Annotated in this window: 15 protein-coding genes and 1 pseudogene; 8 read left to right on the forward strand and 8 right to left on the reverse strand. The window is 43.6% G+C overall.

The genetic code is table 11. The features are described 5' to 3' along the window. The first annotated feature begins 1 nt into the window (after position 1). From FLM53_RS03715 to FLM53_RS03725, 3 genes and pseudogenes are all read left to right on the forward strand, one after another. Entirely contained in the window at positions 2 to 517 is a 516-nt protein-coding gene (locus FLM53_RS03715) for a regulatory protein ToxS (protein WP_017629605.1), read from the forward strand. Between the two features lie 113 nt (positions 518 to 630). Further along, positions 631 to 1,385 (forward strand): annotated as a pseudogene (locus FLM53_RS03720) (sulfite exporter TauE/SafE family protein). 18 nt (positions 1,386 to 1,403) lie between these two features. Continuing rightward, entirely contained in the window at positions 1,404 to 1,715 is a 312-nt protein-coding gene (locus FLM53_RS03725; RefSeq protein ID WP_017629603.1) for a SelT/SelW/SelH family protein, read from the forward strand. Between the two features lie 23 nt (positions 1,716 to 1,738). Here the strand turns inward: FLM53_RS03725 and yfcE are convergent, their stop codons facing one another. The 5 genes from yfcE to FLM53_RS03750 are packed head-to-tail and all read right to left on the reverse strand — an operon-like array spanning position 1,739 to position 4,601. Then, positions 1,739 to 2,284: a phosphodiesterase gene (yfcE, locus tag FLM53_RS03730; protein ID WP_176680257.1), complete on the reverse strand. Its 546-nt coding sequence runs from the start codon at positions 2,282 to 2,284 to the stop codon at positions 1,739 to 1,741. A 47-nt stretch (positions 2,285 to 2,331) separates the two neighbouring features. Further along, positions 2,332 to 2,739, reverse strand: coding sequence for a CBS domain-containing protein (locus FLM53_RS03735; protein WP_176680258.1), 408 nt, complete (start codon positions 2,737 to 2,739; stop codon positions 2,332 to 2,334). Next, positions 2,736 to 3,086 carry a P-II family nitrogen regulator gene (locus FLM53_RS03740; protein ID WP_146490385.1) on the reverse strand — a complete coding sequence of 117 codons (351 nt, stop codon included), beginning with the start codon at positions 3,084 to 3,086 and terminating at the stop codon, positions 2,736 to 2,738. Before FLM53_RS03740 ends, FLM53_RS03735 begins: the two co-directional genes overlap by 4 nt. Then, a complete protein-coding gene (locus FLM53_RS03745; RefSeq protein WP_176680259.1) occupies positions 3,076 to 3,870 on the reverse strand; it encodes a DUF1538 domain-containing protein in 795 nt (264 codons plus the stop codon). The genes FLM53_RS03740 and FLM53_RS03745 overlap by 11 nt, the downstream gene beginning before the upstream one ends. Then, positions 3,867 to 4,601, reverse strand: coding sequence for a DUF1538 domain-containing protein (locus tag FLM53_RS03750; protein WP_176680260.1), 735 nt, complete (start codon positions 4,599 to 4,601; stop codon positions 3,867 to 3,869). Before FLM53_RS03750 ends, FLM53_RS03745 begins: the two co-directional genes overlap by 4 nt. 301 nt (positions 4,602 to 4,902) lie before the next feature. Here FLM53_RS03750 and FLM53_RS03755 point away from each other — a divergent pair, with 301 nt between their 5' ends. From FLM53_RS03755 to FLM53_RS03775, 5 genes are all read left to right on the forward strand, one after another. Then, a complete protein-coding gene (locus FLM53_RS03755) occupies positions 4,903 to 5,817 on the forward strand; it encodes a TIGR01777 family oxidoreductase (RefSeq protein WP_176680261.1) in 915 nt (304 codons plus the stop codon). A 43-nt stretch (positions 5,818 to 5,860) separates the two neighbouring features. Further along, on the forward strand, positions 5,861 to 6,688 hold the full coding sequence (locus tag FLM53_RS03760) for an SDR family oxidoreductase (RefSeq protein ID WP_176680262.1): 828 nt from the start codon (positions 5,861 to 5,863) through the stop codon (positions 6,686 to 6,688). A 398-nt stretch (positions 6,689 to 7,086) separates the two neighbouring features. Beyond that, on the forward strand, positions 7,087 to 7,941 hold the full coding sequence (locus FLM53_RS03765; RefSeq protein ID WP_176680263.1) for a co-chaperone YbbN: 855 nt from the start codon (positions 7,087 to 7,089) through the stop codon (positions 7,939 to 7,941). Positions 7,942 to 8,155: 214 nt separating this feature from the next. Then, positions 8,156 to 9,085 (forward strand): SPFH domain-containing protein, encoded by a 930-nt coding sequence (locus tag FLM53_RS03770; protein WP_017629595.1) that lies wholly within the window; start codon positions 8,156 to 8,158, stop codon positions 9,083 to 9,085. Positions 9,086 to 9,088: 3 nt separating this feature from the next. After that, positions 9,089 to 9,538 carry an NfeD family protein gene (locus FLM53_RS03775; RefSeq protein WP_048660872.1) on the forward strand — a complete coding sequence of 150 codons (450 nt, stop codon included), beginning with the start codon at positions 9,089 to 9,091 and terminating at the stop codon, positions 9,536 to 9,538. A 563-nt stretch (positions 9,539 to 10,101) separates the two neighbouring features. Here FLM53_RS03775 and cueR read toward each other — a convergent pair. The 3 genes from cueR to FLM53_RS03790 all read right to left on the reverse strand — a co-directional run bounded on the left by cueR (position 10,102) and on the right by FLM53_RS03790 (position 12,593). Next, entirely contained in the window at positions 10,102 to 10,494 is a 393-nt protein-coding gene (gene cueR, locus FLM53_RS03780) for a Cu(I)-responsive transcriptional regulator (RefSeq protein WP_136982045.1), read from the reverse strand. 93 nt (positions 10,495 to 10,587) lie between these two features. Continuing rightward, a complete protein-coding gene (locus FLM53_RS03785; RefSeq protein ID WP_176680264.1) occupies positions 10,588 to 11,391 on the reverse strand; it encodes a DUF2057 family protein in 804 nt (267 codons plus the stop codon). Positions 11,392 to 11,489: 98 nt separating this feature from the next. Next, the gene (locus tag FLM53_RS03790) at positions 11,490 to 12,593 is read right to left on the reverse strand and encodes a porin (RefSeq protein WP_176680265.1); all 1,104 of its coding nucleotides are present in this window, start codon (positions 12,591 to 12,593) and stop codon (positions 11,490 to 11,492) included. Between the last annotated feature and the right edge of the window lie 221 nt (positions 12,594 to 12,814).

The raw sequence follows: 12,814 nt of genomic DNA on the forward strand, positions 1-12,814 counted from the left end.
CATGAAATTAAAAGTATCGATTATTTTACTGGTTCTATCTGCATTTTTGAGTGGTTGGTTATATTGGGGAAGCGATGCAAAAGTAGAGCGTCTACTTACTGCACATGAATGGCAATCTAAGATGGTCACTCTTATCAGCGATAACAAACAAGCGGACTCAATCGGCCCACTTCGCAAAGTTGAACTGTCATCGAATGCGAAATACCTACCAAATGGTACATATCTGAGAATGTCAGTGGTTAGACTGTATGGTACTCAAACTGAGCCTGCGAATGTCATCAATATTTCGGAAACGGGTCAATGGGATATCAACGACAACTACCTATTGGTTTCACCAACAGAGTTTAAAGATGTGACTTCTGCTCAGCGCCAAGATTTTTCGGAAGGGCAGCTCGAACTGATCACCCAGGTTATTAAGATGGATGCAGAACAAAGCCGACGCATCGACATCGTTAACCCGAAAGCACTGCTACTGACTAGCTTAAATCACGGTTCAACCGTATTGTTTTCAAACTAACATTGGAAAGCCGTTTACTGTGTATCAATAGCTGAATACCATGAAGCGGTAAACCAATAGAAAGGGGCATGATGCCCCTTTTTGTTATCTAAAACTTACAAGTACGAAATTCTATGGATTGGATAAACTCACTTGCCCTCTTTTTTGGTTCATTGATCGCCAATACCCTCGCCTCCTTATCGGGTGGTGGTGCCGGGCTACTTCAATTCCCACTGCTTATCTTTCTTGGCCTCCCCTTTTCGGTTGCCTTAGCAACACACAAAGTCGCCAGTGTCGCTCTAGTTTAGGCGCTGCTTATACGCATATTAAGGGCGGTACGCTCAGTTGGAGAATTTGTTGCTACCTGATCCTTGTTGGCAGCATCGGCGTTGTTATTGGAGCAAATATCGTCTTACTGATTCCAGATGATATTGCACAAAAGCTGCTTGGGGCGATGATCTTAGCACTTGGCGTCTACTCCCGACTAAAGAAGCAATTAGGGCAAGAAGAACAACTCAAAAACCGAGATTCCAAAGGTTGGATTATTGGTGGCATTGGGCTTGCGCTAATTGGCATCATCAATGGCTCGCTCACTGCCGGATCAGGGCTGTTGGTGACCTTGTTTCTTGTTCGCTGGTTTGGTTTCACTTATAAGCAGGCCGTGGCACTCACCATGATCTGTGTTGGCTTGTTCTGGAATGGCATCGGCGGTATCGCAATCGTACAAGCTGGCGCGCCGATATACTGGTTGTGGCTACCCATACTTCTACTTAGCTCATTTATAGGTGGAAGCCTAGGTGCATTTCTTGCCAACCGTTCAAGCAATCAGCTCGTCAAAACTGCTTTTGAAATATTGACGTTTGCCGTCGGTATCAAGCTACTGGTATAGAATTTAAAAGGATTACCTATGAATACGGAATCGAATCCCACCACGACAACAGTATTGAAAGCGACGATAGCCATACACTATTGCCGTCAATGTAATTGGATGCTTCGCTCAAGCTGGTTGTGCCAAGAATTGCTGCACACCTTTAGTGAAGAGATAGAGCAAGTCAGTCTGCACCCTGATACAGGCGGACGATTCGAGATCTTTTGTAATGGAATACAGATTTGGGAAAGAAAAGCGGACGGCGGTTTTCCTGAGGCTAAAGTTCTGAAGCAGAGAGTACGAAACATCATTGCTCCAGACAAAGACCTCGGCCACGTCGATTCAAAGTAAAACTACGCGACCGATTTTGTCATTTAAAGCTGACCGCTCACAATGAGGTCACCTTCAAGGCTGATCACTTTGAAGGTGTTGTCTTCATATAGGCCATAGCTTGCTGCGTGCCCTTCTCGTGGGAATGTCACTGAGCTAGGGTTGAAAATGAAGATCTCATCTTGGTATTCAGCAACTGGGATATGAGTATGACCGTGAGCAAGAATATCGCCCGCTTTCAATGCTGGTCGCTTCGTTGTGTTGTACAGGTGACCATGAGTTAAGAAGATACGCTGACCTGACTCAAGCAGTACCCATGAGTAATCCATCATCATTGGGAAAGACAACAGCATCTGATCCACTTCGCTGTCGCAGTTACCACGAACGGCAATGATCTCTTGAGAAAACGCATTCAACTTCTCTGCAACCGCCGGCGGGTTGTACCCCTCTGGAATCGGGTTTCTCGGACCATGATTCAGAGTATCACCCAATAGAACCAAATATTGCGCACCAGACGCTTGGTATAGCTCTAATACTTTTTCTGTTGCTGGTAGCGAACCGTGTAGGTCTGAAGCAAAAAATAATTTCACACGTACTTCTCCATAAAATTTATGAGCCTATTGTACGTATCTAGGGGCTACACGTCATCTCTCGCCATACCGTTGATCACGATATTATTGTAACTAACCATACCGACTATCTTATGGTTACTGACCACAGGAGCACGACTGATACCAAAACGCTCAAACAAGCGCGCACAATACTTCACATTCATATCGGCAGACACGCTTAAAGCTGGTTTAGTCATGATTTCATAAACGTTAGTGCGCTTAGGCGATCGGTTCTTGGCTAACACTTTCTTAGCGATATCATTCATCAACACGATGCCGTATTCATCGTCCTCATGGCGTTTATCAACAATGATAGCTTTTACTTTGTGCTTTTTTGCCATCTCAATCGCTTCTAACACCGTCGTTAATCCGTCAATAATCACATAAGTGTTAGCCATTACATCGCTTACTCGAATTGTCTCACCCGTATTCATAGCTCATCCTCCACAACCTTGGTTAATGTCTCGACTTGGTGCGCGACCCCGACCGCATCCTCGACATCGATCTGAACAGCAATGCCTTGCCCTGACTCTTGGTCGAACTCTCCAACTTCACCGATGGTTTCTAAAATATGTCTCGCCAAATGCTCTTCGACGACAAACAGCAACACATCTTTTTGCACCTCCAAGGTTAAGCCAAAGAAGGTGGTTTTTTGGTTTAGACCTTGCCCTCTGGCATTGTTAATCACCGTAGCTCCAGTTGCGCCCGCATCACGCGCGGCATCGAGCACACTGTCTGTCTTGCTCTCTTCTACAAACGCTAAGATAAGTTTAAAGCGCATCTTTGCTCTCCTTAGAGGTGTGTAAACGGTTTAACCATTGTGTTATTTGGGCATAGCCCATCACTGAAATAATCGGAAATAAGCTGGCAAAAGCAATTAAGCCAAAGCCATCAATCACAGGGTTTCTTCCAGGCACAGTTGAAGCGAGCCCTAGTCCAAGCGCCGTCACTAAGGGAACGGTCACGGTGGATGTCGTCACCCCGCCCGAATCATAGGCCAATGGGATGATCAGTTTGGGGGCATAGAAGGTTTGGATAACCACGACGACATAGCCAAAAATGATGTAGTAATGGATCGGGTCACCAGCAACGATCCGATAGCTTCCGAGCGAGATGCCGATAGCGACTCCTAATGCCACTGCGATTCTCAACCCATTAACACTGATGCTGCCGCCGGAGACTTGATTTGCCTTTATCGCCACCGCAATCAAAGATGGCTCGGCAATCGTGGTACTAAAACCAATGCAGAATGCAAAAAGATAAACCCAATAATAGTCAAACCAAACTAACGTAAGGCCAGAGCTAACCTTAAACTCAGTCAGAAAGCTGGGTTCGGTCAACTGCATGGCCATGGTCTCCCCCAAGGGAAACAGTGCGAGTTCCAATCCCATCAAGAAGAGAGACAACCCGAGGATGACGTAGAAAAAACCAATCAACACCTTGGCTAAGTTATTGACGGGCTTACGTAATACCGCCAACTGAAAACCAAAAATGATCACCGCAATCGGAATCACATCCATCACAGTGCCTAAAAAGGTGTCGATAAACTGCTGAGCACTGATCATGTCACCACCATCCCGTAGACCATGACAAACATCATCGGCAACAGTGACGCAAAGGCGATCAATCCAAAGCCATCGATCATTGGATTACGGCCCTTGATTGCTGATGCTAAACCCACTCCTAATGCTGTCACCAACGGAACGGTGATGGTTGATGTTGTCACTCCACCAGAGTCATACGCTATCCCAATGATATTTTCAGGGGCGAAAGCGGTAAGTACTACCACGCCAATATAACCACCGATGATCATGTACTGAATTGGCCACCCTTTTAAGATTCTCAATACTCCAAGTAAGATGGCGATACCTACCGACAATGCTACGGTGAAACGCAGACCATCTGCATATTCTTCCATTTCATCTAACGTATTGGGGATAACGCCTCCCTCGGCGGCCACTTCTGCTGCTTCAGCCGCCACCGCAGTTAACGCAGGCTCTGCAATGGTTGTTCCAAAGCCCAAACAAAAAGCAAATGTCAGCAACCAGAACACACTCCCCTTACGGGCAAAGGCTTGGGCCATAGACTCACCGATAGGGAATAGCCCCATTTCAAGACCGAATATGAAGAAGGTCAACCCAAAGACCACCAGCACTAAGCCAGTTAGAATTGATAGCAGATGAGGAAGTGGCTCTTGCAAGACAACCAACTGGAAGAAGGCGATCACCGCGACAATCGGCAACAGATCTCGCAGGCTACCTAACATGGCTCGAAACAAAGCAAGTACTGCCGCCATCGCCACTCCTTATCGCTGAAATTATGTCGGGTTATTGGTTACTAATAATCATGGCAAATCCTTATCATTCCTTATGTGATAAATATTACGCAGTTGGTAACATATCCGAGTAAAATCCATAAGTGTGATAACGGTACACATCCTGGCCAAATGAATTTAATTTCACTCATTCTTAATTTTAAAACGGCGTAATTTGGGTATCACACGATTGAAACCAACTGATCGTTATAGTGATTTTTTCGTATTGATTGGCGATTAAAAACAAGCCATGTCTATAATTATGTTTAATAAGGAGATTGGTATGAAGATATTGTTAACTGGTGGTACGGGATTTATTGGCTCTGAATTGGTTAAAAGCTGGAACACTGACGATGTGACATTGCTGACGCGGAGCCCTGAAAAAGCAAAGCAAAATCTAAATCACCTGAACCAGAACAACCTTCATTACATTCAATCCCTTGACGAACTGAGCAATCTTAATGACTTCGATGTGGTGGTTAACCTTGCTGGCGAACCGATAGCCGACAAGCGTTGGAGCGAAGAACAAAAAGAGAGAATCTGCAGTAGCCGCTGGCACATCACAGAAAAGTTGGTCGAGTTAATTCATGCCAGCAGCAACCCGCCTGAGGTTTTCATTAGCGGTTCAGCCGTCGGTTATTATGGCGATCAACAACAACACCCGTTTGATGAATCATTACAAGTGGAGGATGAGAGCTTCCCTCATAAAGTTTGTGCTCACTGGGAAGAGATAGCTAAACGAGCTGAATCAGATAACACGCGAGTGATACTACTCAGAACGGGGATTGTATTAGGCGAGAATGGCGGCGCGCTAAAGAAAATGCTAATGCCCTACAAACTGGGCGTGGGTGGGCCTCTAGGTTCTGGAAAACAGTACATGCCATGGATTCACATGCTGGATATGGTAAGGGCCATCAACCACTTGTTGTCGATGCCTCATGCTCAAGGCGAGTTTAATATGTGCGCGCCACACCCTGTGACTAACAAGCTATTCAGTAGCACGTTAGCCAAACAATTGGGCCGACCGCATTTCTTGTTCACACCGAAATGGGCAATGTCACTTCTGATGGGAGAATCATCGTGTTTGCTATTTGATAGCATTCGATCCAAACCAAAAAAGCTCACCGAAATGGGATTCATCTTTAGTTACTCAAGAATAGAGCCTGCACTAAAAAACTTGTTACAACATCAAGAGTAATTCTTTACCCTAGAGTCATAGAGACTCTAATAAAGGATTAAGCGTGAACAAGTCGATTCTTATCACAGGTTGCTCAACGGGTATTGGCTATACATGTGCTCATGCACTACAAAAGCGCGGTTTTCATGTCATTGCATCTTGTCGTGACCCACAAGATGTTCAACGCCTTCAAGATGAGGGTCTCACCTGCATTCAACTCGATCTTGCCAACCAAGAAAGTATTGAAAATGGCGCCAAGCTTGCGATTGAACTCGCACCTAACGGACTATATGGGTTATTCAACAACGGTGCTTACGGCCAAGCCGGTGCGCTAGAAGACTTACCAACTCAAGGACTCAGAGAGCAATTCGAAACCAACTTCTTCGGCTGGCACCATCTCGTTTGCCAGATCCTCCCACATATGCGTGAACGTGGCGAAGGACGAATCGTACAAAACAGTTCAGTGTTAGGTTTCGCCGCTATGAAATATCGCGGTGCCTACAACGCTTCAAAATTCGCAATAGAAGGTTGGACTGACACTCTTCGTTTAGAACTGCATGGCAGTGGCGTACACATTTCATTACTTCAACCCGGTCCTATCGAAACCCAATTTAGAACCAACGCCCTAAAGGCCTTCAATAAGTGGATACGCATCGAGGGCAGTGTCCATCAAGAAGCTTACCAGCAGCAAAAAGACCGACTTGAAAAAGAGTCGTCGAACAACGCTTTTGTTCTGCCTGCTGAAAGCTGCATTGCACCTGTTTTGCACGCGCTGACCGCCGATAAACCTAAGTTAAGGTACCGAGTGACGACACCAACTAAGGTGTTCGCTGTGCTAAAAAGGCTCCTGCCAAGCCGCTTGCTAGACCCTATTTTAAGAAAAGCAGCATAAATTACTAACTTTGAATGCACAGTCGCAAACTTTAATGTAACGATGTAATTTATTCGTAACAATAAGATGTCATGATTTAGCCTATCTCATCAATTATTCCCAATTGATGAAGCTACTTCTGGATATTTCATGACTTTAAACCGCCTTAATTGGGTAGGTGTGAGTTTGGCTATTACGTTGTTTATTCTGTTTTGAATATCTTAAGTAATACCTCACTGGCCACCTCAATGAGAACGCTGTGTCTTCCGTGTTGAGATAACAACTCTATCAACATCGAAGCATGGCGTTTTTCTATTTTTGGCGCTTTTTATCTGAGATAACCGAGTTAGATCTTGAAGTTACCGACTTCTCACCCCATATTTGCAACGTATCCATAAAACAAACCTCAAGGAACGTAAATGCAATCTCCGCATATTGTTGAACTTAATGAGCAGAACTTTCGTCAAGTATTAGAAGGTTCGATGCAGACCCCTGTACTCATCCATTTTTGGGCACCAATGAGCCAAGAGAGCGCCCAAGTCATTCCTGAACTCCAAACATTAACTCAGCAATACAACGGTGCTTTCACGTTAGCCCTATTGAATTGCGAGCAAGAACAAGCGATTGCTAGCCAATTTGGTGTTCAAGCACTTCCTACGATTGCACTGTTTGTTAACGGTCAACCTGTCGACGGGCTGGGTGGTCCTCAAAGCTTAGACGCGATTGTAGAGATGCTAAGCAAGCACCTTCCTAGTCAAGATGAGCTCGCGCTGCGCCAAGCACTCGAGTTAATGCAAGCAGGCGATCACACTCAAGCTCTAGCGGCAATGCAACAGCTTCCAGTAGAGCTTACAAACAAAGGTGAAGTAAAACTGGCGATAGCAGAGTGTTTGTTAGAAACACAACAGTTTGACCTTGCTGAAACTCAACTAGCAACCATCCCACTTGAGTACCAAGATAATTACTACAAAGGCTTAGTTGCGAAGCTTGAACTTCATAAACAGGCAGCAGACAGCCCTGAGATTCAAGCACTAGAATCCGCGCTTCAGCAAAACCCAAGCGATGCTAAAACGGCCTCTGAATTGGCACTGCAATACCACCAAGTGAACCGTAGCGAAGAAGCAATGGATCTACTGTGGTCTTTCCTAGCAAAAGATCTTAATACTCTCGATGGTGACATGAAGAAAGAATTCATGGATATCTTAAGTGCGCTTGGACAAGGCAACCCAGTTGCGAGTAAATACCGTCGACAGTTGTACTCTCTGCTTTACTAGCAATCGTCAACGCTTGTTAAGCTAAGCTAAGCATTGTAAAACACTTCGAAAACTAACAATTCAATCAATTAGTTTATCGAATGTAAGAATGCCAAATGGGCCATAAAATCAATATTTTATGGCCCATTTTTCGTTTATAAATTTGCTCCGATTTTAAATATGAGCCAGTATCAATAATGAACTATCAAAAACTTAAACTTGCAAAGGATTTTGTATGGCTATTGATACATTGATTACTATTGGCGTCTTTACCGTCGTCGCACTGTTATTTATTTTTGCCGGAGTAAAAACCGTTCCGCAAGGCAATAACTGGACGGTAGAACGCTTCGGTCGCTACACGCATACCCTAAGACCAGGCTTAAACTTGATCATTCCGTTTATTGATAAAGTTGGACAACGCATCAGCATGATGGAGCGTGTTCTCGACATCCCAGCTCAAGAAGTCATCTCAAAAGACAATGCGAACGTAGTTATTGATGCGGTGTGTTTTGTTCAGGTTATCGATGCCCCTAAAGCGGCCTATGAAGTGAACGATCTTGAGCACGCGATTCGTAACTTAACCCTCACCAATATCCGTACTGTACTGGGTTCTATGGAACTGGATGAAATGCTCAGCCAGCGTGACATGATCAATACCAAACTGCTGAACATCGTCGATGAAGCAACTAACCCTTGGGGCGTAAAAGTTACACGTATTGAAATTAAAGACGTACAACCACCAGCCGATCTTACCGCTGCGATGAATGCTCAAATGAAGGCAGAACGAAACAAACGTGCTGATATTTTAGAGGCAGAAGGCGTAAGACAAGCAGAGATCCTAAAAGCGGAAGGTCACAAGCAGTCTGAGATCCTGAAAGCTGAAGGTGAAAAACAGGCCGCGATACTTCAAGCCGAAGCTCGTGAACGTGCTGCAGAAGCAGAAGCCAAGGCAACAGAAATGGTATCTACGGCGATCGCTCAAGGTGACATGCAAGCCGTAAACTACTTTATAGCACAAGGCTACACCGACGCACTGAAATCAATTGGCCAAGCTGAAAACGGTAAGATCATCATGCTACCACTTGAAGCAACAGGTCTAATGGGTTCTGTCGCGGGTATTGCAGAGATGTTTGCGCATAAGAATGACAAAGGTAGTAAGGACTAACTTATGGTCGAATTACTAGAACAAGTAAACCACTGGCACTGGCTAGCATTTGGTCTAGCACTGCTTGCACTTGAACTGGTTGGAACCGCTGGTTACTTTTTATGGATCGGCATATCTGCCATGTTAGTCGGTGCACTTTTGGGTGCTCTACCAATTGGTTGGCAGATGCAATGGCTTTCCTTTGCAAGCTTCTCACTTATCACGACTTGGTTGTGGTGGAGAAGACAACTGTCTAATGACAAGCAATCGGATGCAGGGCGAGAGTTAAACCAAAGAGAAAAGCAACTGGTAGGTCAAACCGTTATTCTAAGTGAAGACGTAAAGAAAGGTAGCTGTCGAATCAAGTTCGGTGACTCTTCTTGGTCTGCAAAGGCGAGTCAAGATATTCCATCTGGCACCGAAATTAAGATTGTCGCTTTAGACGGAATAGTTCTAATAATAGAACCTTTATAATCAAGTGCTATATGTAGCCTGCATTTTCAATAAATGCAGGCTTTTTCTATTTTTGAACCTTAATAATATTCGAATTATCATTGCGATAGATTGAATTGAAAAAAAAATAAGTTCTTATTTCGTAAAGCTAAAAAGTTTGATTAAGCTAAAAAGGTATAAGAAAGCCAGATTTCTTACCCAAGATATATATGAATAATTAGCCTGACTCTCGCTTAATTATAATTATTAAAAATGTTAAGTCCGTCCAGTTTTTGAAATTTTCTTTTCCTTGTCCATACTTTCATTTATCTCAATCAGAGATAAACCTAATGGAGTTTGTATGAGACATTTTTTAATAATTCTAACGGCTATTTTCAGCTTATCATTCGGAAGTGCTCTCGCGAGCAGTCAGTCTCCTGGTAACGGAAACATGGGGCCAATTGTAAAATGTTCAGATGGTAATGCAGTCACTCACGTACCATTGCTGATCTGTAAACATTACGGCGGAAAAGTGCTGTGATAGGAGACTAAAGTCAGGCTGGTAATATAATTGCGGCCTGACGATTATTTATGACTGACACAACCTAACTGCGGCCAGATAGATTGTTTAAGATAGGACATTCCGTTGAAGCATCACCAGGGCAGTCATGAACCCAAGACTGCAGTTGAGCTTTCATCTTATTTAACTCAGCAAGCTTCAACTCTATTTCATCTAACTTCTGCGTTGCCTTCTTTTTTACCTCGTAGCTTTCTCTATTGGGATTCATTGCTAACTCAACCAGTGCTTTACACTCATCAAGGGTAAATCCAACCATTTTAGCTCTTAGTACAAACTCTAACTGTTCGATGTGAATCTCGCCGTATTGCCTATAGCCGTTTTCTGAACGATGTGGGGGGCTCATCATGCCTTTACTTTCGTAAAAACGAATGGATTTCGCTGTTGTACCAACACGCTTCGCTACTTCACCAATATTCACAATCTTACCTGTAAGCCTAAAATGAAAAACCGCAGTACTGCTGTTATACAATACTGCGGTTGAAAAACATAGTTAGGGCGTAACGTTAAAGGTTTACTCTTGCTCTAACAACCAAATCATAGTTTGAGATTTTTCTTCACTGTCTAGCTTATTAAACCAGTATGAAACCATTTCGATCTCTTTTGAGCCTTCTAGTGATGCTGGGTTAGCGTTCTTACGGTTCTTGAATGCCCAATCTGTTACTGCAGCTTGCTCTTCTTTTGTTGCTTCACCGTACCAATAGTTAACCATCTCTTGAGCTTGAGACGCTTTTGGTTCTTCAGCAACTACAGCCGCAACAGGTACCGTTACTGGAGCAACAGCGATAGCTGTATGATTATTTGCGCCATTATAAATTGTGTCGATATACGCTTTCGGCACAATGAAAGTTGTACTCATTACTGAGTTTTGTCCATCAAGTGTAAATTCTAAGTTCTTTTCTCTTGCTTGCTGGATATCAGTTTCGCTCAGTGGAAATTTAATATACTGAGTCTTTGTGCAGTGTTCGCTGCAGCTTTCTCTTGGTACTTGTCTGTCTTCTAGTTCTATCGTTTTACCAAAAAAACTAACCGTTTCGTACTCTTTGTAACTTTGGAAGTAACTCACGTCCATAGTAATTGAAGATTCTGGGGCAGTATTCGGTGTTACTTCTTTATTGTATGTAAAGTAAAGCGACGACTTGAGAATGTCTGCGCCTACATTTGCTCTATTTTCTGCTACGTAAGATTGACCTGTTACTTTAATGTAACCACCTTTGGGCTGCACATCAGCAACTGAGTCTGCAAAATTACTTTGTGAATCGAGTGAACTACAAGCTCCCAAAAATAATGATAATACGACTACACTAACTTTATTCATTATGACTAATTCCTTACGTTCACTATGGAAAAACGCTGGCAAACAAAATTTACCAGCGTTTTGATTTTTATCTAACTGTTTAAGCTAAAGATTCTAGCTTAGAAACCGTATTCAAGACCAACGCGAGTTACGATATCTGTATCAGCGTCACCAACAGTACGACCCGCTACACGTAGGTAAGGTACGAAACCGTTATGAACAGCCATTAGCTGACCAGAGATAGTGTTGCTGTCTGAGTTAGCGTCTTTCTTACCGTTTGTTTCAGACTCAAGGTTAGCTGCGTAGCCTAGTTTGAAACCGATTGGACCATTCCAGTACTGACCAATGATAGAGTAAGAATCTTGAGTTACTTTGCGGATGCTGTTATCCAGCTCTTCGCCTTTATAAGCTGCTGCGAAGCCAAAACCTGCAGGTAGGCTAGCTTCAAAACCAACGATGTATGCAAATGTATCGTCTTTAATTTCTGCAGCAGCAGCTACAGGGTCTGCAACACCCGTCTCTGGGTTAAACTCAAAACCAGCATCAACAGCTGGAGTTACACGTGTACCAGATTCAACCGCACCCATCAAAGTTACTTTTTCAAAGCTATATTTAGCACTTGCGCCAGCAAAGCTTGCATCACGTGTAGCGTTACCACCACCATTGTTATCGTCATCACGACCAACAGAAGCAGCAAAAGAGAATCCACCAAATTTAGCTGAATCGTAACGAACTTGGTTAGATTGACGATCGTAGTGGCCGTTGATGCCGCCCCAATCGAATACAGAACCTAGACCAGGGTTAGAGAATGGCCAGTCGACGATTTCGTATAGTGGTGTCAGAACACGACCGACACGTAGGTTACCCCAAGAGCCAGAAGCACCGATGAAAGTATCACGGAAACCTAGCACACCACCTGAAACACCACCGTGAGACCAGTCTGTGCTATCTACGTAACCAGATTCGATCTGCATTGTGATTAATACATCATCAAACATATCTTTATGAGCACGGAAACCGATACGAGATTCATTCTCTACGACAAAGCCCTTGCTGTTGTTGTTGTTATCAGTCGTGTTGTAGTTAACCATTGAGATAGCTGCAACACCGTATACGTCAACGTTAAAGTCAGAGTTGATACCAACTTCTTTCGCCATTACGCCTGTCGATAAAAGTGCAACGGATGCACCTAGTAGAGTACGTTTGAAAATTTTGTTTTCCATGGAATAAAACTCCTAAAAATGGATATAGCTGTTTGAATATTTCCCGCCTAAAGTTGGCCGCCGTAGAGAGAAATACCTTTTCTTGTTTGAGAACCCTTAACGCTGAATTCTCTATTTCCTTTCTGGGTATACACATCGTGCATCCATGGCATTAAGACTAACTTCGCCCTCAAAAAGATCAATGAGAACTTAATTTTCATCTAAAAAAATATGAGTTGGTG

This window comes from Vibrio sp. Scap24 (assembly GCF_013394185.1).
GTDB lineage: Bacteria > Pseudomonadota > Gammaproteobacteria > Enterobacterales > Vibrionaceae > Vibrio > Vibrio pomeroyi.